Genomic DNA, 25,245 nt, shown 5'->3' on the forward strand with positions numbered 1-25,245 from the left:
GCCACGTCCAGCACGGAGAAGCCCCGGGGCAGGGGAAGCGGGGCCCGGCCGCCGGCCCGCCCGGCGGGGACGGCTTCGCGGTGACGTGCCTGCCCTGCTTCAAGCTGCCAGAGTGGCTCCATGCCCGCCCCCGCTCCCGTGCGTCTGCGCCCCGCCCGTCTCGATGAGATCGAGCGCGTGCGCGAGATTGAGCGCCTCTCCGCCCGCCGCTTCCTCGGCACGGACCTCGCGGCCCTGGTGGACGACGAGCCCACCGACGCCGCCACGCTCGCGGCCCGCATCGCCACGGGGGGACTGACCGTCGCCGAAGGGGAGGAGGGGAGCCCCGTGGCCTTCCTGATGGCGCGCCCCGTGGAAGGCTGCGGCTACATCGAGCAGGTTGACGTCCTGCCGGAGCACGCCGGCCGGAGGCTGGGGGCCGCGCTGATCGCGGCCCTCGAGCCGGCCTGGCCCGCGCTGTTGCTCTCCACCTTCCGCGACGTGCCGTGGAACGCGCCCTACTACGCGCGGTTGGGCTTCCGGGTGATCGAAACCCTGACGCCAGCCCTGGAGGCCATCCGCGCCGAACACCTCGCCCGGGGACTTGATGAGAGCCGGCGGGTCTTCATGCGCAAAGGCGGCAGCAAGCTCACCGTGCCCTGAGCCACCCTCTCCCGCTTCGAGGGCGGCAAGCTGGCCGAGTACAACGCGTACGTCGACGCGTCGAAGCTCTTCAACCCGTAGGCTCGGCGGACGCGAAGCGCGTGTCGATGTGCAGCGCGCGCGACAGCGTCAGCGTCACGGGCGTCTTCGCGGCGATTTCGAGCAGCCGGGCCCGCTGCTCCGCCGTCACCGTGTCAGCGCAGTCGAGGACCCGCTCGACGCGCTCACCCGCCGGCTCGCGAAGGAGCTTGAGGCGCACGACGAGCTTGCCCAGGTCCCACTTCTTCCGCTCCGCGTACATCTTGAGCGTGATGGCCGTGCACGCGCCAAGCGAGCCCATGAGCAACTGGTACGGCGCGGGGCCCAGGTCCCCTCCGCCGCGCGCCGCCGGTTCATCCGCGATGAACTGGTGGTGTCCGGTGCGGATGTGCTGGGCAAGTCCTTCACCGCTCTCCACCGTGGCGACGGAGAGCAACACGCTGTCGGGGGCATGGGCCATGGGCCCCTTCTACGTCAGGTCGAAGGGCGCGCAAACCTGACACAGGGCTGTCACTGCCAGGGGGGAGTGTGCAGCGCTTCTTCGATGGGCTGCCCCATCGAGCACCCAGGAGGTTGAACGTGAAGAGTCCCGCGGAGGTGGTGAAGGCGTACTTCGACGCGTGGAGCACGAAGGACGAGTCCCTGTTGCGCAGCACGCTCGCGCCGGACGTGAGCTTCGTCGGGGCGCTCGGCGCGGCGGAGGGCGCGGAGGCCTGCGTGAAGGGGCTCCTCAACGGCATGTGGAAGGTGTCGCCCCAGGTGACGGTGCTGCACCGCTTCGTGGATGGGGACGAGGTGCTGACCTGGTTCGAGATCCATCCCTCCGAGCGGCAGCCGGTCCCGGTGGCGAACTGGAGCCACGTCGAGAACGGCCGCATCACCCGCATCCGCGTCACCTTCGACCCGCGCCCGCTGCTGGAGAAGCGTTAGGGACCCGCGAAGAGATACGAGCCGTGCATGAAGGTGAAGAGCTTCTCGTAGTTCGCCGCGTAGTTCACCGACGCCGGGGCGGAGTCCTCGGCATAGACCGTCGTGCCGGGAGCCCCGTCGAGGGACCGCCTGACGATGACGTCGACGAACGCCTTATCCCGCCGGCCACTTGGGGTGTAGAGGGCGCCTGCACCATCCAGCAGCCCGAACTCACCACTGTAGACATCCTCGGGGAACGTGCCGTACGTGCCCTCCAGGGTCGCGACGCCGTCATGGCCGATGTGCCACAGCTGCTGGACAGTGGCGGCCTGGGAGAGGGCCATCCGAAAGCCCGTCGCATGTGCGCGTGCGTCGATGAAGGTGTGGAAGGCCGGCAACCCGGTGACAGGGAGGACGATCCGCTCCGGGGTCAGCACGAGGAACTCCAAGGAGGAGGGCCCGCGTGCGAGCAGGTGGTTCGAGGCGTTCCACGCCATCAGCCGTTGCCCGGACGACACGACCTCCCCCGCGACGTTGTAGTAGATGTTCGTCCCTCCGCCAGAGCCGCAGGTGTAGGCAATGGCGCCGGTGCCCGCCTGCATGACGAACGCCCCGACGTCCTCGGCGATGCCGCACGCTGGCGCCGGAAGCCGGGTGTCGTTCTCATTTCCGTTGGAAGGGTACGAGCGGGTCCTCCCCTCGATCTTGAAGGAGTCCGGAACGAAGACCACCACCCGTTGCGGAGTCTTCTCCTCGTTGATGTAGTGGATGCGGCCGGTGGGTGAGACCGTCGCATTGCCGCGACCGGAGCCGTAGCAGCCGAAGCCCACCTGCGCGCGCGCGGGCGTCAGGACGCTGGAGATGGCGTCCTGGTAGCAGGCGCCCTCGGAGAGCGTGCCCCAGATGAGCACGTCATTCCCGGCCGTCGGCGCGGACTGGCACTGATTGTCCTGTCCGCACGTCGCCGCCCAGAGGGAGCCGCTGGCACAGTCGTCGGAGGTGTTGCACCGGCCAGGCTGGAGATCGCATTTCCGCGTCGAGTCGTTGCAGACCTCGTGGGACTGGCAGTCCGTCGCCGACAGGCAGGAGCCCTCCGCGAGCTCGCAGGTGTACCCGGTCCCGCAGACCTCCCACTTCTGGCACTGCGTGCTGCTGCTGCACATCCCCTCGCGCGGCTCGCACCGCCGGTCCGCCGAACAGGCCTCCCAGCCCCGGCAATCGCCATCGCCGCCGCACCCGGTGCAGAGCCCTTCCTGGCAGCGCAGGCCCGGCAGACAGCCGAAGTCGTTCTCGCACAATCCCTCGGGCGTACTCGTGCACGCGAGGAACAGCACCGCACCCCACACCACGAACGAACGCATCACCAGCGCCCTCTCACGTAGAAGTTCCCGCCGCCCTGGCCATCCGAGTCGAATGACACGGTCGACAAGCCCCAGAAGGTGAGCCCCGTGAGCGCGACGACGCCGCCGCCAATCATCAGGGTGTTCGCCAGCGTGTTGTAGGTCTTCACCTGGTCATACCTCGGGCGGTCCGCCGGCACGAGGCGGCCCTCGGTGTAGCGGTTGGAGAGGTCATTGTTCAGGCTGCGGCTGCGCAGCCCGAAGAACCCGCCGGTGCCCAGCACGAGCGCGCCGCCAATCGACGCGTAGATGCCCGTCTTCCGCATCCACCCGGACGCGCTGGGCCTGGGCTGGTCGTAGAGCGAGTCGGAGGAGTGCGACGCCGAGCCCTGCTCATACAGCGGGTCGAGTTCACCGGCGGGCTGGGGCGTGGCCGCGACGGCCTGCGCCTGCGGCGCGGGACGGACCTCGGCCTGGGGTTCGGTGGGGGCCACGGCGTCCGCGACCGGGGTGGACTTCAGCTCGGTGGCGGCTTTCTCCAACTGCTCGATCGCGAAGTGCGCCGGCCGCAGGTCCAGGAACCCGGCGACGAAGCGGAAGTTGACGGGCTTCGTCCGCTGCTGCTGGGCGGTGATGAGCGACAGGGTGACGGAGACCATCCCTTCCTCCATCGCCGCCTCGGCGTAGATGACGGCGCCCCCACGCCCGAGCCCGGCCAGGCATTCCGTCGTCGCCTTGGGCGCACACGATGCCTTCAGCGGCACGGGGCCGCGCAGGACGAACGTTCCAAACCGCCGGTCACTTGAACGGACCCCGGACTCGATGAGCCCCTCCGCGTCGGTGCGGATCTTCGGGTCGAGATTTCCCTGTACCGGGTAGAGGCTGACCACGATCTGCGCGCGGGCAATTCCAGGCACCGCGAGGATCGCCGTCAGCACGAACAGTCGAACGACTCGTGCGAGCAGCATTGCGCGGGACGCTATTTCACGAGTGTTCGATTGTAAATATACCGCAAGTGTTCACCGGGTGGGTCGCGCCACACTCAATTTCGTATGGAGTTAGTTCCCGTTTTCCCTGGCTGCGGACGTCTGGTGTGGAGGTTCAGGGCAGGCGGCGGTCGCACTACGGCGAGCGCGGCGTCAACGGGCCCATCGACGACCTGTGGACCGATGCGCCCATCGCCTATCGCAAGCAGAGCGGCGGGGACTACGACATCCCCGCGCTCACGCTGAAGCCGGGCCTGGGCGACGCCCGCGCAAGCGGGTTCCGCCTCCACGTCCGGCGTCACGACTGACGCGGCCGCGAGCCCTCGCGCCTACTTGCCCTTGGTCTTCTTCAGGACGGCGGGCTTCGCGGCGGTCGGCTTCGCGGCGGCCGACTTGGCGAGGACGGTGTTGCGCCGGGCGGCCAGCTCCGGGATCAACAACAGCTCGATGCGACGGTTGCGGGCGCGACCCTGCGGCGAGGCATTGGCCGCCAGGGGCCGCGTGTCGCCGTAGCCGGCCGCGAGCATGCGCTTCGCGGGCACGCCGCCCTTGTCCTGGAGGAAGCGCACCACGTTGACGGCGCGCGCGACGGACAGCTCCCAGTTGGTGGGGAAGGTGGCCTGGAGCTTCTGCGTAGGGGGCGAGTCATCGGTGTGGCCCGACACCTGGATGAGCTTGTCATCCACCTTGGCCAGCACGCCGCCCAGCCGGGTGAGGACCTCCTGGCCGCGCGCGCTGATGCTGGCGTCACCCGAATCGAAGATGACCTTGTCGACGAGGTCCACCTGGAGGCGGCCCCCGTTCTGCGTCAGGCGGATGGCGCCCTCGGCGATCTCCTTCTTCATCTTGTCCTGGAGGTCCTCGAAGGTGGCCTTGAGTCGGGCCAGCTCCGCCTCCTGCTCCTGCACCGTCTGGCTGAGCTGGGTCTTCTCGGTGTTGAGCTGGTCCTTCTCGCTGGCCAGCTTCGCGCGCTCGGCCTCCAGCGCGGCCAGCTTCGTCTCCAGCAACGCCTGCGCGGCCTCGGCCTCGCTGGCCCGGGCGGCCGCCGCCACCGCTGCTGCATCCGCAGCGGTCGTGTTGCGATGCGCCAGATAGAGCACCAGGCCCGCCAGCACCGCCACGAGCGCCGTCACCAACCAGGGCACCCAGGCCCTTCCGCGTTCCGTTTCCATGTCGCGACCTCCGGGGGAATGGACGGAGGCCACGCTAGTGACATGCCCCGGGTGCGCCTCAATGCGACCGGGTATGTGCAGGTATCTGGAGGTGCATTGTTGCACCCAGGGCAGATGCGCGGGGGAGCTAGCTCGTCTGCGACGCGGACGGGAGGAAGCCCGGGGCCACGGGGTCGCGGCGCGCCTGGAAGCGCCGCCACACCCGGCGCTCCCACAGGGCACCTCCGAGCAGCACCGCGACGCCGCTCCAGAGCAGCAGCGGATTCTCCTCCAGCGCATGGCTGAGGACGAGCAGGGCGCTGCCGACCACCGAGATGACGAGCGGCCCCACGCGATGAAGCCGCCACGCCCGCCACGCGCTCACGACGAGCGTCACGCCGATGGCCACCACCAGGAGGAGCAGATGGGTGGACTCGGAGAGCGAGACCCCAATCCCCACGAAGGACAGCACCTTGGCATAGGCCGAGAGACACGCGGGGCACACCGCGCAGGCCAGCAGGGGCAGCAGCGAAGCCCAGCGGCCACCGGGCTCTCCGGCCGGGCTCGAAGCCTCCGCCCGATGATGGGCGCAGTCGCAGGAGGAGCAGGGGGGGACAGGCCCGGCGTTCATCTTCACTTGAGACATGGGTGGAACCCCTCCGTGAGCGCCAGCACTCCGGTTCTCGCCTGGGACATCCAAGGCGAGAGGGACGCCTCAGGTATCGCACCGTGGACACATTTGCAACTCAGTTGCGTATATGGGCTGTGCGCGCCGCGCCGCAACAGGCTGTTGAAGGTGCCCGCGACGTAGATGAAGGCCCCGGTGCAATGAAGCAGTGTCAGCCGGCTTGAAGGCGCATGAGCATGTGCAGGTAATAGAGGGGCAGGGTGCTGCGCTCGAAGGCAGCGCACAGCAGGAGGACCGCGATGCCCGCTGCATCCCCGACGACCTCACCGCCATGAAGCGGTTGATGGAACAGCACGTACCCAGGCGTGAAGCGTCCCAGCCTGTCGGAGCCAAGTCCCTCGAGCAGGATCGCCGCTGCTCCGGCCACGACGGAAACGCCGGACCAGCGCCTGGGGAAATCCACATCGTGAGTCTATTGCGGCTGCCTCCCCGGTCAGCTGGAAACCGCTCGAAGGGTCGCGGGTCGTCGGGTGTGGCGGAGGACGTACTCGACGAGCCGCGCGTGCCCCTCGAGGAGCTTCATCGTGTGCGCCCGATGGAGGATGGAAGCCATGACGACATCGGCGGCGGTGAAGCCGTTGCCCACGAGCACCTCCCGGCCCTCGAGTCGGCGCTCGACGAGCGAGAGCAGCACCTCCAGCGGAGGCCCGGCTGTGGGTCGCCCCTGCGCTGCAATCACAGGCTCCAGGGTGACCTCGGCGAAGAGCAGCCATTGGAGATAGTCGCCACGCTCGGGGGAGCCGGGGGGAGGCGCGAGGCGGTGTTCTGGAAAGCGATCCGCGAGATGGAGGCAGATGGCGGACGATTCGAAGAGGGTGACCTCGCCGTCGACCAGGACGGGAACCTCTCCCAGCGGGTTGAGCGCGAGGAATTCCGCGGACCTGTGCTCCGACTTCGCCAGGTCCAACCTCACGAGTTCGTAGGGGACCTCGAGTTCCTCCAGCAGCCAGCGGGGGCGGGTGGCTCGGGTCCTGGGCGCGAAGTAGAGCTTCATTCGCTCCAACATGGCTGCCCGGGGAGCGCCGGACAATGTGGACGGACTGGACACTTTGTCAGGCTAGGCTTGACGAACATGATCTCGCCCGCCGACATGATCCTCTTCGCCACCGTCGTTCGTGAAGGCAGCTTCACGGCAGCCGCGCGCCGCATGGGCATCACCAAGCAGGCCACGAGCGAGCGCATCGCGAAGCTGGAGGCGCAGCTCGGGGTGCGCCTCCTGGAGCGAACGACGCGCAAGCTGCGGGTCACTGGCGCGGGCGCGACCTACTACGACCGCTGCGCGTCCATCGCGGAGCAGGTCGAGGAAGCCAACCGCGAGGTCCAGGAGGGGGGAGACGAGCCCATCGGGCTGCTGCGAATCGCTTCACCGACGCTCTATGGCCGTCGCTACCTCGTCCCCGTCGTCACCCAGTTCCTCATCACCCATCCGCGCGTGCAGATCGAGCTGGTGTTGGCCGACCGTCGCATCGACCTCGTCGAGGATGGACTCGACCTGGCGATTCACATCGGGGCGCTCGAGGACTCCTCCTGGGTCGCGCGAAGGCTCGGAGAGGCCGCCACCTACCTCGTCGCGAGTCCCGGCTACCTGGCCCAGCACGGGAGCCCGCGCGCCAAGGACCTCCAGGCAGCCCGGTGCATCGGGTTCAATGCCTTCGAGACCTGGAGCGTCGAAGGCGTGAAGTCGCGGATCCACCCCGTGCTCGTGGTGAGCGACCTGGAGGTGGCGTGCGAAGCCGCGATGGCCGGAGTCGGCATCGCGAGGGTGCCCGACCTCCTGTGCCGCGAAGCCGTCCGCGAGGGCCGCTTGAGGATCCTCTTCGGGCCGAAGCCCGCGGTGCTGCGGCCCATCTACGCCGTCTACCCGAGTCGCCTCAACCTGCCCGTGAAGGTCCGCCGGTTCGTTGAGGCCCTGGCAGCACACGTCGATGCTTGACAACCAATAAGTGTAGGCTTATTGGTTGTCCATGCAGAGAGCGGTCGTGGCCGAAGACAAGATCTTCCAGGCGCTGGCGGACCCCAGCCGCAGGGCGATCTTCGAGTCGCTCACACGTGGCGAAGCGGCGGTGAAGGACCTGACTGCGCGCTTCGCCATCTCCCAGCCGGCGGTCTCACAGCACCTTGCTGCCTTGAAGGACGCCGGCCTGGTGAACGGCCGGCGCGAAGGGCGCTGTGTCTACTACCGGGTGGAGCCGCGCGGGATGAAGCCGCTCATCGACTGGATCGCGCACTACCGCGCCTTCTGGACGGAGCACGTCGATCGCCTTGAAGAACTGCTGGAGAAAATGGACGAATGAGCCCCTTCGACAAGACAGCCCCGTCGCAAACCGACGCCATTTCATTCGAATTCGATCTGCGTCATTCGCCGAAGAAGGTCTGGCGCGCGCTCACCGACCCTGAGTTGCTCACCGAGTGGCTGCTGCCTGCCGTCGGGTTCAAGCCCGAGCCCGGGACCGCGTTCGCGTTCAAGACGCAGCCGTACCCCGGCTGGGACGGCACGGTGAACTGCCGGGTCCTCGAGAGCGAAGAGCAGCGGAAGCTCAGCTACACGTGGGTGGTTGGCGACATGGTGCTGGACACCGTCGTGACCTTCACGCTCACGCCCACGGAGGCGGGCACGCGCCTGGCCCTCGTGCAGTCGGGCTTCAAGCCGGACCAGAAGCAGAACTTCGGCGGTGCGCGCTACGGCTGGAACATGATGGGCGGGAAGCTCGTCGACCTGCTCGCGAGGATCCCATGAGCACGCAGGCCTCCGTGTCCTGGACCCATTGGATCCGGGTGAGCCACCGCTGGCTGTCCCTTGCCTTCACGGTGGCGGTCATCGCCAACTTCGTCGCAATGGCAAAGGGGTCCACCGTTGTCTGGGTGGGTGTCCTGGCGCTGATTCCGCTCGCCTTGCTCCTGTTCTCCGGTCTGTACTTGTTCGTGCTGCCGTACGCCCACAAGTGGCGCCGCGGGCGACGCGCCCATTGAGCTCTGGAGGCAGAATGACGAAGGCCACGTCGCAAGCAAGCAAGCCACGCAAGGTGGCCAGGAAATCCCAGCCCAAGGCCACGCCGGAGAAGTCCGCTTCCCAGCTCATCGATCAGCGCATCCTCGACCTGGGGGACTGGCGCGGGGAGACCCTGGCCCGCATGCGGGCGCTGATCCTGGAAGCGGACCCGGAGATGACCGAGGAGTGGAAGTGGATGGGCACTCCGGTCTGGTCGCACCACGGGATTGTCTGCACGGGAGAGTCCTACAAGGCGGCCGTGAAGCTCACGTTCGCCAAGGGGGCCCGAATCCCAGACCCATCAGGCCTCTTCAATTCCAGCCTGGAGGGCAACACGCGAAGGGCCATCGACATCCACGAAGGGGAGAAGGTCGACGCGCGCGCGTTCAAGGCGCTCGTGAAGGCCGCGGTGGCCCAGAATGCTTCGACGGCGAAGCCGAAGCCCGGTGCGAGCAAGGCGAAGCCGGTGAAGCTCCTCTCCGGCGGCAATCCGCAGATCGCGAAGGGTGACGGCGACGCCCCGGTGCAGGCGTACATCGACGCGTTGCCGGGCTGGAAGCGCGACATCGGGAGCTGGCTCGACGCGCTCATCGTGCGGAACGTGCCTGGGGTGAAGAAGGCCGTGAAGTGGAACACGCCGTTCTACGGCCTTGAAGGCCAGGGCTTCTTCCTGGGGATGCACGCCTTCACGAACTACGTGAAGGTGACCTTCTTCCGCGGGACGTCGCTGCGACCGGTCCCTCCCGGCCCCAGCAAGACCCCGGACACGCGTTACTACGACATCCGCGAAGACGACCCGCTCGACGAGGCGCAGATGGCGAAGTGGGTGAAGCAGGCGGCCTCGTTGCCCGGCTGGATCACGTAGCCTCGCGACGCTGACGCGCCCAGGCCTCGAAGCTCATGGGCGAAAGGCCGTAGGAACGCGCCATCTCCGGCCGTGCCAGTACCGGGGCGACGTTCATGTACGTCAGGCCTCGCGCCACGCCAGGGTGCAGTCCGGCCGCGACGGCCTCTTCGACCGTGCTGGACTGGACCGCGTACTCCTTGCCGTCGAGGCGCGAGAGGATCTCGGCGACCTGGGGAAGCGTGAGCAGGTCCCCCGCGAGCTGCAGCGTCACACCGTGGAACGTCGCGGGATCGTTGATCGCCGCGGCGGCCGCCTTGCCGATGTCCTCCGGCGCGATCAGCGCGATGGGCCGGTCGGTCCTGATCACCGTGAGCAACCGGCGCCCGTCGACAAAGCCGGCGGGATCCAACATCGGCTGATCCATGAAGGTGGCGGGCAGGAGGAGGGTCCAGTGCTTGAAGCCCGCGGTGCGGACGAGGTCGCAGGTGGCAAGCTTGTTCTCCCAGTACTCCTCGTGCGACTTCCAGCGCCCCTCCGCCCAGCCCTCGACGTTGCGGTGGTCGCCGACACCGGACGTCGCGGTGTGCACGAACGTCCCGACGCCCTCGGCGAGCGCGGCCTCGACGAGGTTCCTCCCTTGCTGGCGCTCCTTGCTGTAGTCGACACCGGTCGCGGAGAGGATTGGCGACTGCATCGAGAAGACCGCCCGCGCCCCCGCACAGGCGGCGCGCAACGACGCCGGCGCGTCGAGGTCTCCGACGAACACCTCGGCGCCAGCCGCCGCGAGGGCCTTGGCGTTGGGCGCCTCCGGATTGCGCACCAGCACACGCACCGATGTGCCGCCTTCGGCCAGCAGTGCCCGGGCGGTGGCGCCGCCCTGGCGCCCTGTGGCGGCGGTGACGAGAACGGAATCGGTGCTGCTCATGGGCAGCTCCTTTCGTAAGTGGGGGACCCCACCGTTTAGTTTCGTGGTTAGATATGGGGGGGCACCCCGCTTGTCAAGGAAGGCCCTTGTGAGGAGAGGAGCGCCGTGGAGCATGTGAAGCCGTTGCGAGCGGACGGGCGACGCAACCGGGAGCAGATTGTCGCGGCCGCCGCGGAGCTGGTCGCCAGGGATGGCGCGCAGGCGTCGCTCGAGGAGATCGCGCGGCGGGCAGGGGTAGGCTCGGCGACCCTGCACCGGCACTTCCCGTCGCGGCAGGCGCTGTTGGAGGCGGTATTCCGGGACGGCGTCGCGCAGCTCTGTGCGAGCGCAGCCGCGCAACCGGGCAAGAATCCCGCCGCCGAGTTGGCGACCTGGCTCGAGGAACTGACGGTCTACACCGCGACCCACCGCGGGCTTGCCGCTGCGCTGCTGACCGGCCCGGATGGCCTCAAGGCCGAAGAAATCTGCTGCACCGACATGCTGCTCGACGTGTTGAACGTCCTGGTGGCACGGGCGTCATCGGTGGGCGCGATTCACGCCAGCGCCACAACGAAGGACCTGATGGTGCTGGCGAACGCGATCGCCGTCGCGAACGAAGACGATCCGCTCACCGCGCGCCGGGTGCTGCACCTCGCGCTCACCGGCATCCGGCCGTGAACGTGGCGAGAGGGCCCCCGCTCGGCTGTCGGTGATTGCCCGCAGTCTGCTTGCGGCAGAAGACGGGTATCACCTGGCCTTCGCTGCCAGCTCCCTCGCCGCCTCGACGAAGAGGCGCAGGGGGCCCGAGCGCCGAGCGCGGCTGGGAAAGTAGAGGAAGAAGCCGGGGACGGTGGGCGCGTAGGCCTCGAGCACCACCTTCAGCCGGCCGGTGCGCAGCTGCTCCCGCACCTCCGGCTCGAAGGCGTACGCGAGCCCGGCGCCTGACTCGGCCAGGGACAGCATCACCTGGCCATTGTTGGAGATGACGCCCCCGCGCACCGGCACGCGCCAGTTCCTGCGGCCGCGCTCCAGCTCCCAGGCGTAGAGGGCCCCACTCGTTTGCGAGCGGTAGGTGATGCACTTGTGGCGCAGCAGGTCCTCGGGCTTCTGGGGCGTGCCGTGGCGCTCGAGGTAGTCGGGAGCGCCCACCACCACGAAGCGAAACGGGTCGGTGAGGCGCACCTGCACCATGTCGCGCTCGATGGCCTCGGTCAGCCGCACACCCGCGTCGTAGCCCTCGGCCACGATGTCCACGAAGCGGTCTTCGACGACGACCTCCACCTCCACGCGCGGATGTCGCTCGCCGAAGACTGGCAGGACGGGCGTGATGACGAAGGGGACGGCCATCTGTGGGGTCGACACCCGCAGTCGGCCCACCGCCTCGCCCGGCTGCGCGGACACGGTGGTGAGGGCCGCCAGCACCTGGCCGAGCCCCGGGCTGGCCTCCTCCACGAGGCGCCTTCCCGCATCCGTCAGCGCCACGCTGCGGGTGGTGCGCGTGAGCAGCACCACGCGCAGCTGCTCTTCCAACTGCCGCACCGCCTGGCTGACGGCGGACCTGGAGACGCTCAGCTCGCGCGCCGCGCTGCTGAAGCTCCGCAGGCGCGCCACGGTGAGGAAGGCCTGGAGCTGCGGGAACGGAACCGTATTCATCAGCGACCCCCACTGGAGGCTACCGCGACACGGGAAGCCCATTGTCCAGGACGGCTTAACAACCCATTCGAGGGTGGGTGTCTAGTCCGATGCAGGGTTGGGCCGTATCTCTCCGGATGTCGCTGCACCGCGCACGCTCCTCGCCTCCGAAAGGGACCCTCCATGAAGAACGACAAGCCGCCAGCAGGTTCGAACGCCCTGGAGCACCGGGCGTTCAGTCGCCGTGACTTCCTGGCTGGTACCGCCGTGGTCGGGGCCGGTCTGGCCGCCGGCCCGGTGGCGTGCGCCACGTCGACGCAACCGCCCACCCACGCCAACAGCGCGCCACGCGCAGGAGAGCGCCGCATGAAGACACGCAAGCTGGGAAGCCTTGAGGTCTCGGAGGTGGGGCATGGGTGCATGAGCATCAGCGCCAACTACGGCCCTCCTGCGGACAGGAACCAGGGCATCCAGGTCATCCGCACGGCCCATGAGAAGGGCGTCACGTTCTTCGATACGGCGGAGGTCTACGGCCCGTACACGAACGAGGAGCTGGTCGGAGAAGCGCTCGCGCCCATCCGCGACAGGGTCGTCATCGCGACCAAGTTCGGCTTCAACCTCGGGGCGGGTGGGGGCCTCAACAGCCGACCCGAGCACATCAAGAAGGTGGTCGAGGGCTCGCTCAAGCGCCTCAAGACCGACCGCATCGACCTCTACTACCAGCACCGCGTCGACCCCCGGGTGCCCATCGAGGACGTGGCGGGTGCGGTGAAGGACCTCATCGCCGAGGGCAAGGTCCTGCACTTCGGCCTCTCCGAGGCGAGTGCGCGGACCCTCCGGCGAGCGCACGCGGTCCAGCCGGTCACGGCGCTCCAGACCGAGTACTCATTCATGGAGCGGGACCCGGAGAAGAACGGCGTCCTCGCGGCGTGCGAAGAGCTGGGAGTCGGGTTCGTTCCGTGGGGGCCCCTGGGGATGGGGTTCCTGACCGGGAGAATCGATGCGCGCACGCAGCTGGACCCGAAGACGGACCTGCGTTCCGGCTTCACGCGCTTCAGCCCCGAGAACCTGGCCGCCAATGCGCCCATCGTCGAGGCGCTCAGGCGCGTTGCGGAGAAGCAGGGCGCCACGCCAGCGCAGCTCGCACTGGCGTGGCTCCTGGCCCAGAAGCCGTGGATCGTTCCCATCCCCGGCACGCGCAACCCGGCGCACCTCGAGGAGAACCTGCGGGCCATCCAGGTCCAGCTGACGCCCGCGGACCTTCGCGAACTCGACACGGCGCTCTCCGCGCTGAAGGTGCACGGCGGCCGGATGAACGAGATGCAGATGGAGGTGGTGGATCACACGCAGTGACCGGTCGATCGACCGATGCCGCGGGCGTCACACCACCTTGCTCGCAAGCTCCCTGGGCTCAGGTCCTCATGGTCCCGCCGCCGGGCAGGTCGCGGGCTCGAGGTAGAAGCCTTCCCAGGAGGTAGCGTCGGTGGGATTGCAGATGCCCACGTTGCCGCCACTTCCGCTCTGGATGGGAGCGCCGAGGGTGGCCTCCTTCCAGTTGCGCGCGGTGCCCGTCGACGATGCGAAGCCATAGCGATTGCGGCCGCCGTGGACGCCGCAGTCGGAGCGGGTGAACGGCTCCGCCGTGGTGAGCGTGGCGCTCACGGTGAGCTGGTTCGCGACCACCGCCACGTACGCGCCGCTCGCTCCCTTGAGCTTGTAGCTCGCGCCGCTCGTGACGAGCTCGAAGACCTCGCCACCGGTCTGCGTCGTGCTGAGGGCGGCCACCTTGCCCGTGCCGTCGACGGTGAACCACTTGTCGGCGCGCTCGCTCTGGATGCGGAAGCAGCCCGCGCCGCTGACGGTCTCGGTGTGGCACGTCGCATCGCAGCCATCGCCCGACTGGGTGTTGCCGTCGTCGCATTGCTCGCCGCTCTCGACGGTGCCGTTGCCGCACACGGGGGCGGTGCTGCCATCCGGGCAGGTCACCGGTGCGAGGTAGAAGCCCTCCCAGGCGCCGCCATCGGTCGGGTTGCAGGCGCCGCCATTGCCGCCGTCACCGCTCTGGATCGGCCCGTCCGTCGTGGTTTCCTTCCAATGGGGCGCGCTCCCCAACGACGCCTGGAAGCCGACACGCGTGCGCCCGCCATAGCCGCAGGGCAGCTGCGTGAACGACTCCCCGCTGGCGAAGTTGGCGCTCATCGCGAGCTGGTTTGCCACCACCGTCAGGAACGCATCGCCCGAGCCCTTGAGCTTGTACCGGGTGCCCGTCGGAACGAGCTGGAAGATCTGCCCTCCCGTTTGCGTCGCGCTGCCGGCGACGACCTTGCCCGCGATGTCGACGATGAGCCACTTGTCGCTGCGCTCGCTTTGAATCTGGTAGCAGCTCCCGCCCGAGGTTTCGACGAACGTGGCCGTGTAGGTGGCCGCGCTGCCAGGCGTGGTGAAGTTATGCAATTGCGCGCCGCCGTCCGACCACGACGAGAACGCCCAGAACTTTCCGTTCGCGTACTGCGGCGAGTCGACGCCCACGGAGCGGACGACGCCGACCACGCCGGTCGTGTCATGCGGCGCCGCGAACGGCCGCCCGTCCATCAGCACCTGCAGCCCGCTCGGCAGGCTGGTCACCCTGAGCGGTACCGTGACCGGGAATACGTCGCGATACGTCGTGTGGGTGAGGCCAATCGAGTCGCGCACCGTGAGCCGCACGCGATACCAGACGTTGGCCGAGCTCTCGCCGGCGCTCGGGATGGGCCAGCTCCCGCTCGCGATGCCGGTGGTGTCGGACATGGCGGGATGCGTGTGGGTATCGTGATGGAAGGTGATGTTCCAGGTCATCGCGCTCGGCGGCAGCGCGCCATCCTCCGTGTCGCTGGCCGAACCGGAGAACATCATGTTCGTGGCCGCGGTGTAGGTCGCGCCCGCGGCCGGCGTCGCAATCGTGGCCACCGGCGGCTTGTTGGACGTCACCGTCAGCACCGCGGCGGCGCTGGTGGCCGAGCCAAGCCCGTTGGTCACGACCACCCGGAAGCTCGCGCCGCTGTCGGCGAGCTGCGCGGCGTTCAGCACGTAGCTCGGCGAGGTCGCGCCGGAGATGTCCACGCCGTTGCGCTGCCACCGGTAGGTGAGGGGCGGCTCGCCGCTCGCGGACACCGTGAAGGTCGCCGGATTTCCAACCGAGACCAACGTGCTCGCCGGCTGCTGCGCGATGCTCGGCGGCAGCGAAGCCGTGTAGGCGATGCGACCCACCTGGCCCGCGCCGCGCGACAGATAGTAGAGCGCGCCGTCGGGCCCCACATCGAGGTCCACGGGCCCCACGGCGGCCGTCGCGAACAGCGAACGCACGCCAGAGTTCGGGTCGATGCGCGCGATCCAATTGTTGGTGTAATCCGCGAAGAAGTATTGCCCGACATACGCGCTGGGAAACGCCGAAACCGGCGGGTTGTAGAAGGTACCGCCGGCGATGCAGTTGCCGGCGGCCGTGCCGGCGCCATGCGGGTACGCGAAGAACGGCTGCGTGAGCTCCGGGCGATTCGTGAAATAGCCTTCAGTCATCGGCCAGCCGTAGTTGGCACCGGCCTGGCCGCGGTTGATCTCTTCCCAGCCGCCTTCGCCCACGTCGTTGATGAACAGGGTCCCCGTGCCGGGCTGAACGTCGAAGGTGAAGGGGTTGCGCAGCCCCATCGCCCAGGTCGCCTTGGCAAGTCCGGTGGCGGTCGCGTAGAACGGATTGTCCGTGGGAATGCTGCCGTCCGAGTTGAGGCGCAGCAGCTTTCCGAGCGGCGTGCTCAGGCTCTGCGAGTTGGCGGAGACCGCGTTGTCGCCGACCGAAACGTAGAGCTTGCCGTCGAGTCCGAAGCGAACCGCGCCGCCGTTGTGGTTGGCGGCGTCGAGCGTCGGAAGGTCGAGGAGCACCAGCTCGCTTCCGGGAACCGCCACATTGCCGTTGGCGGTGAAGCGGCTGACTCGATTGTGGATGCTGCCAGCGACCGACGTGTAATAGACATACAGATAATGGTTGCTGGCGAAGTTGGGATCGAACGCGACGCCCATCAGCCCACGCTCGTTGCCGGTGTCCACGGCGAGCGTCACGAACGGAGTCGCCAGAAGCTGGCCGTTCGCGACGATGCGCAGCGAGCCGTCCTTCTCCGAGACGAACAGGCGCCCATCGGGCGCGAAGGTCATGGTGGTCGGTCCCTGGATGCCACTGACGAAGACGGAGTCGGCGAAGTTGGCGTCTTGAGTGACCGCAGCCGCGCGCGCGACCGCGAATTCCGGGTCCGACGGCGTCGAGCAGCCCATGACGAGGGAGAAGACCGCGCACACGACGAAGAGCGGCAGGGGACGCCGCGCTCGTACACTCGTTCTCAGCTGTGATGGCATCGCTACTTCTCCCGGTTGAACAGGCTCACGCGGCCCGTAGGCTGCGTGAGCGCTGATGGTTCTGTCCGGGTTTACATCGAAATCCAGTTTGACGGGGCGTGATTATCCCAAGGACGGGCGCCCCGACGCGGACTCACACCGTCTTCGCGGTCAGCTCCCTGGCCACCTCGATGAAGAGGCGCAGCGGCCCCGAGCGCTGCGCGCGGCTGGGGAAATAGAGGAAGAGGCCGGGCACACCCGGCGCGTACGCTTCGAGTACACGAACGAGCTGGCCGGTGCGCAGCCCCTCCTGCGCCGTTGGCTCGAAGGCGTACGCCAGCCCCAGCCCCTCGGTCGCCAGCCTGACGCTGGTCAACTCGTCGTTCGTGCTGACGCCGCCGCGTGCCGGGACGCGCCACGTCCTCTTCCCTCGCTCGAGCTCCCAGGCGTAGTAGGTGCCGGTGGTCTGGGAGCGCAGGTTGATGCACTCGTGGTGCAGCAGGTCCTCGGGCTTCTGGGGTGTGCCGTGGCGCGCGAGGTAGCTCGGTGCGGCCACGACGACGAAGCGGAAGGCGCCCGTGAGGCGCACCTGCACCATGTCACGCTCGAGGGTCTCCTCCAGGCGCACGCCTGCGTCGTAGCCCTCCGCGACGATGTCGACGAGGCGATCCTCGACGACGACGTCCACCTCGACCCGAGGGTGGCGCGCGCGGAAGGCGGGGAGCACCGGCGCGATGAGAAGGGACACGGCGGACCGGGGCACGGACAGCCTCAGCCGTCCCACCACCTCGCCCGGCTGCGCCGACACGCTCTGCAGCGCGGAAGACGCCTGGGCCAGGCCTGGCCCCGCCTCCTCCACGAGCCGCCGTCCCGCGTCCGTCACGGCGACGCTGCGGGTGGTGCGGTTGAGCAGCACGACGCCCAGCTGCGTTTCGAGCTGTCGCACCGACTGGCTCACCGCCGCGGAGGAGACGCCCAGCTCACGCGCGGCACCGCGAAAGCTCTGCAGGCGCGCCACGACGAGGAAGACGTGGAGTTGCGTGAAGGGGACCGACTTCATGCCGTGACTCCTCAGGGGCGGCGCGCTCGCGCCGTTCACTGTTAGGCGCCGCTTAACACCCTGTCCACTGCCTGCACGTAGTTCATCGACGGGCCGGGGCGCATCTTCTCTTCGTCGCAGTCAGAAGCATGCCGCCACTTCGGCGGAGATGAAGACCCTGACCCAGGAGCCGAAGATGAGGATGAACGCTGATGTCGTGGGGAGGAACCCAGTACGAAGGACGTCCGTGGGGCCGGGCGCACTCCGACGTCACCTGCTGAAGGTGGCAGCGGTCGCTGCCGCCGTGGGCACGCTCGCTTGCCAGTCGGCGGGGCAGGGCGCTGGAGGCGCAGCGAGCGCCCAGGCGACCGAGGCCTGGGACAAGACCTTTGCGCGCAGCGCTCTCGTGAGCCACGAGAAGGTGACCTTCCACAACCGGCTCGGCATCAAGCTCGTCGCTGATCTCTACGTCCCCACCAATCTGGACCGAACGAAGCGAGCGCCTGCGATCATCGTCGGTCACCCCTACGGCGGCGTGAAGGAGCAGACGTCGGGGCTCTATGCGCAGACGATGGCCGAGCGGGGCTTCATCACCCTGGCGTTCGACGCCTCGTACAACGGCGAGAGCGGCGGCCAGCCCCACTTCATCGCCTCGCCGGAGGCGTTCGTCGAGGACTTCAGCGCCTCGGTTGACTACCTCGGCGCGAATCCGCTCGTCGACCGGGACCGCATCGGCGTCATCGGTGTCTGTGGCAGTGGCGGCTTCGGCCTGGCAGCCGCGGCGATCGACCCACGCATCAAGGCTGTTGCCACGGTCAGCATGTATGACATCGGCCAGGCGACGCGGCAGGGACTCGCGGAGCAGCTGGACAAGGGCGCGCTCACGAAGAACCTGGAGCGAATCGCCGCGCAGCGCTGGGCGGAGGTGGATGGGGCACCGCGAGCGATGACGGTGGGAACGCCTGAGGTCATCACCGAGCGTTCGTCCGCGATCGATCGAGAGTTCTTCGACTACTACCGCACGCCGCGCGGTCAGCACCCGCGCTCGACCACGGCGATGTCGCTCACCAGCGCCGCGCCCATGTCGCTGTTCGGGTCCTTCGAGCACCTCGAGCGGATCTCGCCGCGCCCCGTGTTGTTCATCACGGGGGACCATGCGCACTCACGCATCTTCAGTGAGCACGCCTTCGCGAAGGCCTCCGAACCGAAGGAGCTCTTCGTCGTGCCGGGCGCCGGCCACGTGGACCTCTACGACCGCGTGCAGCTCATCCCCTGGGACAAGCTGACGTCGTTCTTCCATTCGCAGCTGGGCCCGACCGCGGCAGCCAGCCGGTAAGGGTCACAACAATGCAACCCACCCACACCTCCGTGGCGCCGGCCCCGCGCTCCGCATCATGGGGCGCCGTGTTCGCGCTCACCCTGTGCGTCTCGACGCTCATCGCCTCCGAGTTCATGCCGGTGAGCCTTCTGACGCCCATCGCGTCGGACCTTGGCGTGAGCGAAGGCCGCGCGGGTCAAGCCATCGCGGTGTCCGGGCTCTTCGCCGTGGTGACGAGCCTCTTCATCGCGTCCGTGGCCAGGGCTGTTGACCGCCGGAAGCTGCTCCTCGGTCTCACCAGCCTCATGCTGATCTCGGGCCTCGTCGTCGCCCTGGCGCCGAACTACACCGTGTTCATGTTCGGGCGTGCGCTCATCGGCATCGTCGTGGGCGGGTTCTGGGCGTTGTCGGCGGCCACCGTCATGCGCCTGGTGCCCGAGAAGGACGTGCCGCGGGGACTGGCCATGCTGAACGGCGGCAATGCACTGGCCACGACCGTCGCGGCGCCGCTTGGCAGCTTCCTGGGGCAGTACATCGGCTGGCGGGGTGCGTTCTTCGCCGTCGTTCCCCTCGCGGCGCTCACCCTCGCGTGGCAGTACTTCACCTTGCCCCGGATGCCCACCGAGCAAGCCGCTGCGCCTCCGAGCACTGTCGCCGTCCTTCGCCGCCCCAGGGCCCGGTGGGGAATCCTGGCGGTCACGTTGCTCTTCATGGGCCAGTTCGCCCTGTTCACGTACCTGCGTCCCTTCCTGGAGACGGTCACCCGGGTCGGCGTGTCCATGCTCTCGCTGGTCCTGCTGGGCATGGGCGCCGCGGGGCTCCTGGGCACGTATCTGATGGGGTTCCTCGTGGCCCGGCGGCTGTCCGCGGTGCTCATCGCCGCGCCACTCGCGATGGCGGTCATCGCGGTCGCCCTGGTCATCTTCGGCCAGTCCCTTGCGGCCACGGCCCTGCTCCTCGCCGGCTGGGGCCTGATTGGCACGGCGGCGCCGGTCGCGTGGTGGACGTGGCTCAGCCGCACGCTGCCACACGATGCGGAGGCGGGCGGCGGCCTCATGGTCGCGGCCATCCAGCTCGCCATCACGGCGGGCGCTTCGCTCGGAGGACTGCTATTCGACCGCGGCGGCCACCAGGGGACGTTCCTGGCGAGCGCCGCGCTGCTCGGGGCCGCGGCGCTCACGGCCTTCTGGGCGTCGCGGCCCGCGAGGCTGCCGGCGGTGGTCTTGCCGCCCGGTGACGCTGCGGCTTCCTGTCCCTCCACCCACTGAGGCGCGAGCACCGCGCCTTGGTTTCAGCCACCGCCGCCCGTCGCGGCATTCACACACGGAGTCACCCATGAAGGCACTCGTCACCACCGCACTCGCCCTCCCGCTGATCGCACTCGCCGCCGCTCAGGCGCGCCCGGGGGGCGCGGATGGGGGAAGCGCCGTTCCCGCGGCCGCCGCGCGCGAGGGCGTCCGTGTCTCGCGCGCAGGCAGCCAGGCCTCCATGAAGGGGCCTGCCGAGTGGTTCACCGGCGTGGTGCGCATCGACCCGCTCTTCGCGGCGAACGCGCCGTCGCGCGGCGCGGGCGCGAGCGTCACCTTCGAGCCCGGCGCCCGCACGGCCTGGCACGCGCACCCGCTGGGGCAGACCCTCGTCGTCACGGCAGGGGTGGGGCGGGTGCAGGGCTGGGGCAGCGCCGTCCAGGAGATCCGCCCGGGCGACGTCGTGTGGATTCCGGCGGGCCAGAAGCACTGGCACGGCGCGGCGCCCACCACCGCCATGACCCACCTCGCCCTCCATGAGGCCCTGGACGGCAAGGTGGTGGAGTGGATGGAGAAGGTCACCGACGCGCAGTACGGCACCCAACCCTGAAAGGAGCCACACCATGGCCACGAACGAGAAGCCCCTGACCGCCGCCCAGAAGGCCCTGGGCGACTTCGCACCCAAGCTCGTCGAGCTGACCGACGACGTCCTCTTCGGCGACGTGTGGGAGCGGCCGCAATTGTCCAAGCGCGACCGCAGCCTCATCACCTGCGCCGCACTGGTGGCCACGGGGAAGACGGAGCAGATGGGCTTCCACTTCCCGCGCGCCATCGAGAACGGCGTCACGCAGGAGGAGCTCGTCGAGCTCATCACCCACCTGGCCTTCTACGTGGGCTGGCCCCACGCCATGTCTGCGATGGGCCGCGCCAAGGAGCTGCTGGGGAAGGCGTCGCCGTGATGGCAAGGCCCGTGTACCGGGCCCGCGCGGCCGTCCTCGCGCTCGGGCTCCTGTCGTCCGCGGTCCATGCGCAGGCGCGTGCCCACGTTGAGGAGAAGCCCATGAAGATTCGACTGACGGCCGGGGCAAAGGTCCTGACGGGCACGCTGCTCGACAATGCGACGGCGCGCGACTTCGCCGGGCTTCTGCCCCTCACGCTGACCCTGACGGACTACGCGGCCACCGAGAAGGTCAGTGACCTGCCCCGGCGCCTGTCCACGAAAGGGGCCCCCTCGGGCACCACCCCTTCGGCCGGCGACATCGCCTACTACGCGCCCTGGGGGAACCTGGCCCTCTTCCATAAAGGATTCAGCCACTCGAGCGGGCTCATCAAGCTCGGAACGCTGGATGGCGGCATCGAGGTCCTGCGTGCAGCGGGCCCTCTTGAGGTGAAGGTCGAGCTCATGAAGTGAAGTCGCGGATGTAGGCTGCCGTGTCGCGCAGGGCCGTGGGGCCCAGGGCCGCCTTCTCCGCGCGGTGGCCCGGGATGACCGTGGTGGCGCCTCGCTTGTCGAACTGCTCGATGTTCTTGAGCCACTGCGCCCGCCACCGGGCGTCCGCGTTCACGAGATACGCATGGACCTGCTGGTAGGCCGTATCCCCCGCGATGAGCGTCCGGGTGGAGGGAATCCACACCGCCGTGGCGGCCTCGCTCTCACCGGGGTTCAGGCCGATGAGTTCCAGCCGTTGACCCTCCAGCGTCAGGTGGTCCGCCGTGAGCAGGGACGGAATCACCGGCTCGGAGGTGAGGTTGGCGCCGAAGAGCGGCTTCCACTGCGCGAGCTGCTTCGGTGCGAGCGCCTTGATCTCCGCGATGACCGCGGGCGCGGCGACAATTCGCGCCTGGGGGAAGGCGGCCCGCACCACCTCCAGGCCGAAGTAGTGGTCCGGGTGACCATGGGTGATGAGGATCGTCTTCAGCGTCTTCTTCGACTCGATGATTTTCGCGACCAGCCGGTGCGCCTCCGCGAGCGTGAACTGCGAGTCGACGAGCACCGCGTCCTGCTCCCCCGTGATGAGGGTGGACGTGACGCGGAAGCCCTCGGAGGCCGCGGTGAAGACCTCGGTCTTGAGCGGCGCGGCGGCCTGGCTCGTGGTCGCGAGGGAGAGGGCGAGGGCGAACATCGGAAGGGCGGGTTTCATGGCGTTCTCGTGTGACGAGGGAGGTGCCCGAAGCCGATGGCTTCGAGACACCCCCAAGATGCGAAACCCAGCCCGTGAGATATACGGCATGAAAGTCATCGCATCGTTGACGTGGCGTCACGAATCACGCGAGCGTCGAGCGCATGGATGCCTTCTCCGAGATCGCGGTCTTCACGCGCGTGGTGGACCTGGGCGGCTTCACGCGAGCGGCGGAGCAGCTGAGACTCACGCCGTCGGGAGTGAGCCGCATCGTGTCGCGGTTGGAGGCGCGGCTGGGGGTGCGGCTGCTCAACCGGACCACCCGCAGCCTCAGCCTCACGGACGAGGGGGCCGCGTATTACGAGCGCTGTACGCGCATCCTCGCGGAGCTCGAGGACGCCAATGCCACCCTGGCCCGGGCCAGCGTCACCCCGCGTGGGCGGCTGCGCGTGGATGCTCCGGTGGCGATCTCGGAGTTCGTCCTCGGGGCGGCACTCCCGCGCTTCCTCGAGCGCTACCCGGAGGTGTCCATCGACTTGACGGTCCGGGACCAGCTCATCGATCCGACCGCCGAGGGCGTGGACGTGGTCATCCGCCTCGCGGCGGCGCGGGATTCCGAGCTCATCTCCCGCAACCTCTCCCGCGCGCGCTCCATCCTGGTGGCCTCTCCGGCCTACCTCGCCGCGCATGGGCGTCCCCGCACGCTCGCCTCGCTGCGCGAGCACACGTGCATCGCGTACCTGTCGAGCACGGGCCCCCTGCCGTGGCGCCTCAAGGGAAACGCGGGTGAGATGAGCTACGTGGCCAATGCCCGGCTCGTCGCGGGGTCGGGCAACGTGCTCACCCGGGCCGCGGTCGCCGGGCTGGGAATCGCCCAGACCTTCGAGTACCACGTGGCTGCGGAGCTCTCCCGCGGCGAGCTGGAGATCATCCTTGAGGAGTACGAGCCCGAGCCTCGCACCGTCCACGCCCTCTTCGCGCGGCAGAAGTCCGCCGTCCCCAAGGTCCGGGTCTTCATCGATTTCCTGGTGGAACTCTTCGCGTCCACCACGGCGGAGCTGTCCGGCCGGAAGAAGCGACGCTGAAAACACCACGGGCGGCAGGGTTTCCCCCGCCGCCCGTTCGAGCCACGACCCTGGCGCTCATCAGCGAGGGCAACTCCTCCTTCGAGGAGGGCTTCGGCAAGAAACTGACTCCGACAGCAGTGATGGGGAGCAACGGCCTGATGGTGGCGTCGCCAGTGACTCCACGCCAGGACGTGCGCGAGCGGAGCCACTGCGGGACATGCTGTGTCATTCCGTCGCTGCCCGACAGCTGACCTTCTCATGCCATCCGTATGCCACGAGGACCGCATAGGGCCAGACCTGGCGCATCGAGTGAATGCCGGGGGCCTTCGCCCGCCGGTAGTAAACGATCAGATCCGGGCCGTTCTTCTCCGGCTTCTGGATGAGCTGGACGGAGTCGATGAGGAGGACGGTGCCATTCTCCTCGCTCGTGGACGACACGCAGAGCACCCAGCTGGCGAACTTGAAGTTGTTGTTGGGCCGCGCGGCCTCGTCGACCAGCGAGAGGTAGGGACCCTTCAGGCGCCCTTCGGCCGGAATGTAATCCAGGTCATCGACACTGGCGGCGATGATCTGTTCGAAGCGCTGCTCCCGGTAATCGGTTTTGAAGCTCGCGCGCATGTCGCGCCCCTCCGCCCCCGCGTTCGCTCCCAGCAACAGACAGGTGAGCCCCATCCCCCAGTGAAATCGCATCATGTGTGCCTCCCTGTTGAGATGCCTTGCAAGCGGTTGGCCAGGGATCGACGCTCTCGGAGCCCTCCTGGGGACTCATCGCGTGTGACAGTTTGACCCGGAACCGCGCTGTTGGCGGGACGGAGTGTCCGTGCCGTGGCAAGCCTCGGACAGGCATACGGGGCTGGCGAACGAAGCGGGAACCCGGAGCAACTCCTCGTGACGTCGCTTCTTCAGGCTCTCATTTGTTTTCGACCCGTCCCTGCGGAGTCGGGCTCGTCATCCACTCCGCGCACGCCACGGGCCAGGCACGATCATCGGGGTAGAGCGCCGTGTGGAGGTACGCCCACCCCCAGTGTCAGCGTAGTTGTCGCCTCGGCTGATCAGCCGGGCTGACCACGCCTTGGGGACGAGAGCAGGCAGGACTCAGTGCTGTACACGGATGGATTCAAGTCAGAGAGGGTGAGGTGGATGGTGGGCCTCGGGCCAAGCCGCTCTGGTCGCCATCGGGTGTGAAGCACTGTGCGAGCCGAGCGTGCGCCTGGTGATGCTGACCCCAAGCGCCCCTTCGAGCATGGCCGCGGCAGAGCTGACGAGGGCTCTGCCTGACTGCGGAAGGCCGCATCTCTCCCATGCCACTTCGCAGGAGAGCCTTACTGCCTCACCTTCTATGTGGAGTCATGCCATGCGCAATCCCAACGATGTTCAGGAATACAACGCCATCGTCGAGGTACTGAGCAAGCAAGACGAAGGCCGAGCGCAGGCCAACCCGCCTATCGCCCGAAGCCAAGGCAGCCATCGTCGCGCCTCATTACCCGTGAAAGGAGAACCCTCATGTCGAAGAACATCAAGGCTGTACCCACCCGCGACTATGGCGCGGTCATCGCCACCGCCAGCAAGTACGTGGAAGGTCTGCGCGTCGGCAGCGTCGAAGGTGTGGCCGAGGCCTTCCACAAGGACGCAGTGATGTACGGCTTCACCCATGGAGAGCTGCTGGGAGGCTCGATCAAGAACCTCTACGACTTCGTCCAGAAGAACGGCAAGGCGCCCGACATCACCACGCGGCTCGACGTGCTCGCGATCACGCCGACCACGGCGGTGGTGCGTGTCGATATGGAGAAGGACGCGGTCGGCGCCGACTACAACGACTTCCTCACCCTGATCAAGGTCGATGGTGACTGGAAGGTGATTGCCAAGGTGTTCCACCAGTTCGAGGGTTGAGCGTTGGGTTGCTCCCGGTCCGCGTCTGGACCAGGCCCTCATCCCCCGAGGTTTGATTCTCTCGGGGGGGAGCGCGCC

General features: G+C 68.3%; 30 protein-coding genes and 1 pseudogene. 18 read left to right on the top strand and 13 right to left on the bottom strand.

Annotation, left to right across the window (positions count from 1 at the left end; all coding sequences use genetic code 11):
• Window positions 1–120: 120 nt before the first annotated feature.
• Window positions 121–642, top strand: a complete 522-nt coding sequence (locus D7X12_RS01285) for a GNAT family N-acetyltransferase (RefSeq protein WP_120623443.1) — start codon at window positions 121–123, stop codon at window positions 640–642.
• 70 nt (window positions 643–712) lie between these two features.
• On the opposite strand, the gene D7X12_RS01290 is transcribed toward D7X12_RS01285, so the two are convergent.
• Complete coding sequence (locus D7X12_RS01290; RefSeq protein WP_120623444.1) at window positions 713–1,141, bottom strand: OsmC family protein; 429 nt, start codon at window positions 1,139–1,141, stop codon at window positions 713–715.
• Window positions 1,142–1,260: 119 nt separating this feature from the next.
• Between D7X12_RS01290 and D7X12_RS01295 the strand changes: the two genes are divergently transcribed.
• Window positions 1,261–1,611: a nuclear transport factor 2 family protein gene (locus tag D7X12_RS01295; protein WP_120623445.1), complete on the top strand. Its 351-nt coding sequence runs from the start codon at window positions 1,261–1,263 to the stop codon at window positions 1,609–1,611.
• On the opposite strand, the gene D7X12_RS01300 is transcribed toward D7X12_RS01295, so the two are convergent.
• Both D7X12_RS01300 and D7X12_RS01305 read right to left on the bottom strand, forming a co-directional pair.
• Window positions 1,608–2,954 carry a hypothetical protein gene (locus D7X12_RS01300; RefSeq protein ID WP_147443473.1) on the bottom strand — a complete coding sequence of 449 codons (1,347 nt, stop codon included), beginning with the start codon at window positions 2,952–2,954 and terminating at the stop codon, window positions 1,608–1,610. The genes D7X12_RS01295 and D7X12_RS01300 overlap by 4 nt on opposite strands.
• A complete protein-coding gene (locus D7X12_RS01305) occupies window positions 2,951–3,898 on the bottom strand; it encodes a hypothetical protein (RefSeq protein ID WP_120623447.1) in 948 nt (315 codons plus the stop codon). The genes D7X12_RS01300 and D7X12_RS01305 overlap by 4 nt, the downstream gene beginning before the upstream one ends.
• A gap of 125 nt (window positions 3,899–4,023) precedes the next feature.
• On the opposite strand from D7X12_RS01305, the gene D7X12_RS01310 reads away from it, so the two are divergent.
• Window positions 4,024–4,224, top strand: a complete 201-nt coding sequence (locus D7X12_RS01310) for a hypothetical protein (protein ID WP_120623448.1) — start codon at window positions 4,024–4,026, stop codon at window positions 4,222–4,224.
• A 21-nt stretch (window positions 4,225–4,245) separates the two neighbouring features.
• On the opposite strand, the gene D7X12_RS01315 is transcribed toward D7X12_RS01310, so the two are convergent.
• The 4 genes from D7X12_RS01315 to D7X12_RS01330 form a co-directional block, all read right to left on the bottom strand.
• A complete protein-coding gene (locus D7X12_RS01315; protein ID WP_120623449.1) occupies window positions 4,246–5,088 on the bottom strand; it encodes an OmpA/MotB family protein in 843 nt (280 codons plus the stop codon).
• A gap of 127 nt (window positions 5,089–5,215) precedes the next feature.
• Window positions 5,216–5,713, bottom strand: a complete 498-nt coding sequence (locus D7X12_RS01320; protein WP_120623450.1) for a MerC family mercury resistance protein — start codon at window positions 5,711–5,713, stop codon at window positions 5,216–5,218.
• 193 nt (window positions 5,714–5,906) lie between these two features.
• Entirely contained in the window at window positions 5,907–6,122 is a 216-nt protein-coding gene (locus D7X12_RS01325; RefSeq protein WP_147443474.1) for a hypothetical protein, read from the bottom strand.
• Window positions 6,123–6,188: 66 nt separating this feature from the next.
• On the bottom strand, window positions 6,189–6,749 hold the full coding sequence (locus tag D7X12_RS01330; RefSeq protein ID WP_120623452.1) for a glutathione S-transferase family protein: 561 nt from the start codon (window positions 6,747–6,749) through the stop codon (window positions 6,189–6,191).
• Window positions 6,750–6,827: 78 nt separating this feature from the next.
• On the opposite strand from D7X12_RS01330, the gene D7X12_RS01335 reads away from it, so the two are divergent.
• The 6 genes and pseudogenes from D7X12_RS01335 to D7X12_RS43935 all read left to right on the top strand — a co-directional run bounded on the left by D7X12_RS01335 (window position 6,828) and on the right by D7X12_RS43935 (window position 9,609).
• Window positions 6,828–7,688: a LysR family transcriptional regulator gene (locus tag D7X12_RS01335; RefSeq protein WP_120623510.1), complete on the top strand. Its 861-nt coding sequence runs from the start codon at window positions 6,828–6,830 to the stop codon at window positions 7,686–7,688.
• 46 nt (window positions 7,689–7,734) lie between these two features.
• Entirely contained in the window at window positions 7,735–8,049 is a 315-nt protein-coding gene (locus tag D7X12_RS01340; RefSeq protein ID WP_244224274.1) for an ArsR/SmtB family transcription factor, read from the top strand.
• The gene (locus tag D7X12_RS01345) at window positions 8,046–8,492 is read left to right on the top strand and encodes an SRPBCC family protein (protein WP_120623454.1); all 447 of its coding nucleotides are present in this window, start codon (window positions 8,046–8,048) and stop codon (window positions 8,490–8,492) included. Before D7X12_RS01340 ends, D7X12_RS01345 begins: the two co-directional genes overlap by 4 nt.
• Entirely contained in the window at window positions 8,489–8,725 is a 237-nt protein-coding gene (locus tag D7X12_RS01350) for a hypothetical protein (protein WP_208718769.1), read from the top strand. Before D7X12_RS01345 ends, D7X12_RS01350 begins: the two co-directional genes overlap by 4 nt.
• Window positions 8,726–8,739: 14 nt before the next feature.
• Window positions 8,740–9,186: pseudogene (locus tag D7X12_RS43930) on the top strand (DUF1801 domain-containing protein); the annotation flags it as partial.
• 81 nt (window positions 9,187–9,267) lie between these two features.
• Window positions 9,268–9,609: a DUF1801 domain-containing protein gene (locus D7X12_RS43935; RefSeq protein WP_439329339.1), complete on the top strand. Its 342-nt coding sequence runs from the start codon at window positions 9,268–9,270 to the stop codon at window positions 9,607–9,609.
• On the opposite strand, the gene D7X12_RS01360 is transcribed toward D7X12_RS43935, so the two are convergent.
• Complete coding sequence (locus D7X12_RS01360; protein WP_120623456.1) at window positions 9,602–10,516, bottom strand: NmrA family NAD(P)-binding protein; 915 nt, start codon at window positions 10,514–10,516, stop codon at window positions 9,602–9,604. The two genes, D7X12_RS43935 and D7X12_RS01360, sit on opposite strands and share 8 nt — an antisense overlap.
• 105 nt (window positions 10,517–10,621) lie before the next feature.
• Here D7X12_RS01360 and D7X12_RS01365 point away from each other — a divergent pair, with 105 nt between their 5' ends.
• Window positions 10,622–11,173, top strand: coding sequence for a TetR/AcrR family transcriptional regulator (locus tag D7X12_RS01365; RefSeq protein WP_120623457.1), 552 nt, complete (start codon window positions 10,622–10,624; stop codon window positions 11,171–11,173).
• A 69-nt stretch (window positions 11,174–11,242) separates the two neighbouring features.
• On the opposite strand, the gene D7X12_RS01370 is transcribed toward D7X12_RS01365, so the two are convergent.
• Complete coding sequence (locus tag D7X12_RS01370; RefSeq protein WP_120623458.1) at window positions 11,243–12,148, bottom strand: LysR family transcriptional regulator; 906 nt, start codon at window positions 12,146–12,148, stop codon at window positions 11,243–11,245.
• A gap of 162 nt (window positions 12,149–12,310) precedes the next feature.
• Here D7X12_RS01370 and D7X12_RS01375 point away from each other — a divergent pair, with 162 nt between their 5' ends.
• A complete protein-coding gene (locus D7X12_RS01375) occupies window positions 12,311–13,480 on the top strand; it encodes an aldo/keto reductase (protein ID WP_120623459.1) in 1,170 nt (389 codons plus the stop codon).
• 66 nt (window positions 13,481–13,546) lie between these two features.
• Here D7X12_RS01375 and D7X12_RS01380 read toward each other — a convergent pair whose 3' ends face one another.
• Complete coding sequence (locus tag D7X12_RS01380; RefSeq protein WP_120623460.1) at window positions 13,547–16,507, bottom strand: PQQ-dependent sugar dehydrogenase; 2,961 nt, start codon at window positions 16,505–16,507, stop codon at window positions 13,547–13,549.
• Between the two features lie 133 nt (window positions 16,508–16,640).
• Entirely contained in the window at window positions 16,641–17,546 is a 906-nt protein-coding gene (locus D7X12_RS01385) for a LysR family transcriptional regulator (RefSeq protein WP_120623461.1), read from the bottom strand.
• A 283-nt stretch (window positions 17,547–17,829) separates the two neighbouring features.
• Between D7X12_RS01385 and D7X12_RS01390 the strand changes: the two genes are divergently transcribed.
• The 5 genes from D7X12_RS01390 (at window position 17,830) to D7X12_RS01410 (ending at window position 21,501) form a co-directional block, all read left to right on the top strand.
• Window positions 17,830–18,861, top strand: coding sequence for an alpha/beta hydrolase (locus tag D7X12_RS01390; RefSeq protein ID WP_208718771.1), 1,032 nt, complete (start codon window positions 17,830–17,832; stop codon window positions 18,859–18,861).
• Window positions 18,862–18,929: 68 nt separating this feature from the next.
• Window positions 18,930–20,111 carry an MFS transporter gene (locus D7X12_RS01395; RefSeq protein WP_244224276.1) on the top strand — a complete coding sequence of 394 codons (1,182 nt, stop codon included), beginning with the start codon at window positions 18,930–18,932 and terminating at the stop codon, window positions 20,109–20,111.
• Between the two features lie 67 nt (window positions 20,112–20,178).
• The gene (locus D7X12_RS01400) at window positions 20,179–20,700 is read left to right on the top strand and encodes a (R)-mandelonitrile lyase (RefSeq protein WP_120623463.1); all 522 of its coding nucleotides are present in this window, start codon (window positions 20,179–20,181) and stop codon (window positions 20,698–20,700) included.
• 13 nt (window positions 20,701–20,713) lie between these two features.
• Window positions 20,714–21,049, top strand: coding sequence for a carboxymuconolactone decarboxylase family protein (locus D7X12_RS01405; protein WP_120623464.1), 336 nt, complete (start codon window positions 20,714–20,716; stop codon window positions 21,047–21,049).
• A 101-nt stretch (window positions 21,050–21,150) separates the two neighbouring features.
• Window positions 21,151–21,501, top strand: coding sequence for a cyclophilin-like fold protein (locus tag D7X12_RS01410; protein WP_244224277.1), 351 nt, complete (start codon window positions 21,151–21,153; stop codon window positions 21,499–21,501).
• Here D7X12_RS01410 and D7X12_RS01415 read toward each other — a convergent pair.
• A complete protein-coding gene (locus D7X12_RS01415) occupies window positions 21,491–22,231 on the bottom strand; it encodes an MBL fold metallo-hydrolase (RefSeq protein WP_158619918.1) in 741 nt (246 codons plus the stop codon). The genes D7X12_RS01410 and D7X12_RS01415 overlap by 11 nt on opposite strands.
• Window positions 22,232–22,374: 143 nt before the next feature.
• On the opposite strand from D7X12_RS01415, the gene D7X12_RS01420 reads away from it, so the two are divergent.
• Window positions 22,375–23,295, top strand: a complete 921-nt coding sequence (locus D7X12_RS01420; protein ID WP_120623467.1) for a LysR family transcriptional regulator — start codon at window positions 22,375–22,377, stop codon at window positions 23,293–23,295.
• Window positions 23,296–23,502: 207 nt separating this feature from the next.
• On the opposite strand, the gene D7X12_RS01425 is transcribed toward D7X12_RS01420, so the two are convergent.
• Window positions 23,503–23,970: a hypothetical protein gene (locus D7X12_RS01425; RefSeq protein WP_147443475.1), complete on the bottom strand. Its 468-nt coding sequence runs from the start codon at window positions 23,968–23,970 to the stop codon at window positions 23,503–23,505.
• Window positions 23,971–24,780: 810 nt separating this feature from the next.
• Between D7X12_RS01425 and D7X12_RS01435 the strand changes: the two genes are divergently transcribed.
• Window positions 24,781–25,167, top strand: a complete 387-nt coding sequence (locus D7X12_RS01435) for a nuclear transport factor 2 family protein (protein ID WP_120623469.1) — start codon at window positions 24,781–24,783, stop codon at window positions 25,165–25,167.
• Window positions 25,168–25,245: the final 78 nt, after the last annotated feature.

Origin of the sequence: Corallococcus sicarius (assembly GCF_003611735.1) — a bacterium.
GTDB lineage: Bacteria > Myxococcota > Myxococcia > Myxococcales > Myxococcaceae > Corallococcus > Corallococcus sicarius.

Bases quoted from the DNA above. Each gene is read 5' to 3' on its own strand.
- D7X12_RS01285 (WP_120623443.1), top strand. From the start codon at position 121: ATGCCCGCCCCCGCTCCCGTGCGTCTGCGCCCCGCCCGTCTCGATGAG.
- D7X12_RS01290 (WP_120623444.1), bottom strand. From the start codon at position 1,141: ATGGCCCATGCCCCCGACAGCGTGTTGCTCTCCGTCGCCACGGTGGAG.
- D7X12_RS01305 (WP_120623447.1), bottom strand. From the start codon at position 3,898: ATGCTGCTCGCACGAGTCGTTCGACTGTTCGTGCTGACGGCGATCCTC.
- D7X12_RS01315 (WP_120623449.1), bottom strand. From the start codon at position 5,088: ATGGAAACGGAACGCGGAAGGGCCTGGGTGCCCTGGTTGGTGACGGCG.
- D7X12_RS01320 (WP_120623450.1), bottom strand. From the start codon at position 5,713: ATGTCTCAAGTGAAGATGAACGCCGGGCCTGTCCCCCCCTGCTCCTCC.
- D7X12_RS01330 (WP_120623452.1), bottom strand. From the start codon at position 6,749: ATGAAGCTCTACTTCGCGCCCAGGACCCGAGCCACCCGCCCCCGCTGG.
- D7X12_RS01335 (WP_120623510.1), top strand. From the start codon at position 6,828: ATGATCTCGCCCGCCGACATGATCCTCTTCGCCACCGTCGTTCGTGAA.
- D7X12_RS01345 (WP_120623454.1), top strand. From the start codon at position 8,046: ATGAGCCCCTTCGACAAGACAGCCCCGTCGCAAACCGACGCCATTTCA.
- D7X12_RS01350 (WP_208718769.1), top strand. From the start codon at position 8,489: ATGAGCACGCAGGCCTCCGTGTCCTGGACCCATTGGATCCGGGTGAGC.
- D7X12_RS01360 (WP_120623456.1), bottom strand. From the start codon at position 10,516: ATGAGCAGCACCGATTCCGTTCTCGTCACCGCCGCCACAGGGCGCCAG.
- D7X12_RS01370 (WP_120623458.1), bottom strand. From the start codon at position 12,148: ATGAATACGGTTCCGTTCCCGCAGCTCCAGGCCTTCCTCACCGTGGCG.
- D7X12_RS01375 (WP_120623459.1), top strand. From the start codon at position 12,311: ATGAAGAACGACAAGCCGCCAGCAGGTTCGAACGCCCTGGAGCACCGG.
- D7X12_RS01380 (WP_120623460.1), bottom strand. From the start codon at position 16,507: ATGCCATCACAGCTGAGAACGAGTGTACGAGCGCGGCGTCCCCTGCCG.
- D7X12_RS01385 (WP_120623461.1), bottom strand. From the start codon at position 17,546: ATGAAGTCGGTCCCCTTCACGCAACTCCACGTCTTCCTCGTCGTGGCG.
- D7X12_RS01400 (WP_120623463.1), top strand. From the start codon at position 20,179: ATGAAGGCACTCGTCACCACCGCACTCGCCCTCCCGCTGATCGCACTC.
- D7X12_RS01405 (WP_120623464.1), top strand. From the start codon at position 20,714: ATGGCCACGAACGAGAAGCCCCTGACCGCCGCCCAGAAGGCCCTGGGC.
- D7X12_RS01410 (WP_244224277.1), top strand. From the start codon at position 21,151: ATGAAGATTCGACTGACGGCCGGGGCAAAGGTCCTGACGGGCACGCTG.
- D7X12_RS01415 (WP_158619918.1), bottom strand. From the start codon at position 22,231: ATGAAACCCGCCCTTCCGATGTTCGCCCTCGCCCTCTCCCTCGCGACC.
- D7X12_RS01420 (WP_120623467.1), top strand. From the start codon at position 22,375: ATGGATGCCTTCTCCGAGATCGCGGTCTTCACGCGCGTGGTGGACCTG.
- D7X12_RS01425 (WP_147443475.1), bottom strand. From the start codon at position 23,970: ATGATGCGATTTCACTGGGGGATGGGGCTCACCTGTCTGTTGCTGGGA.
- D7X12_RS01435 (WP_120623469.1), top strand. From the start codon at position 24,781: ATGTCGAAGAACATCAAGGCTGTACCCACCCGCGACTATGGCGCGGTC.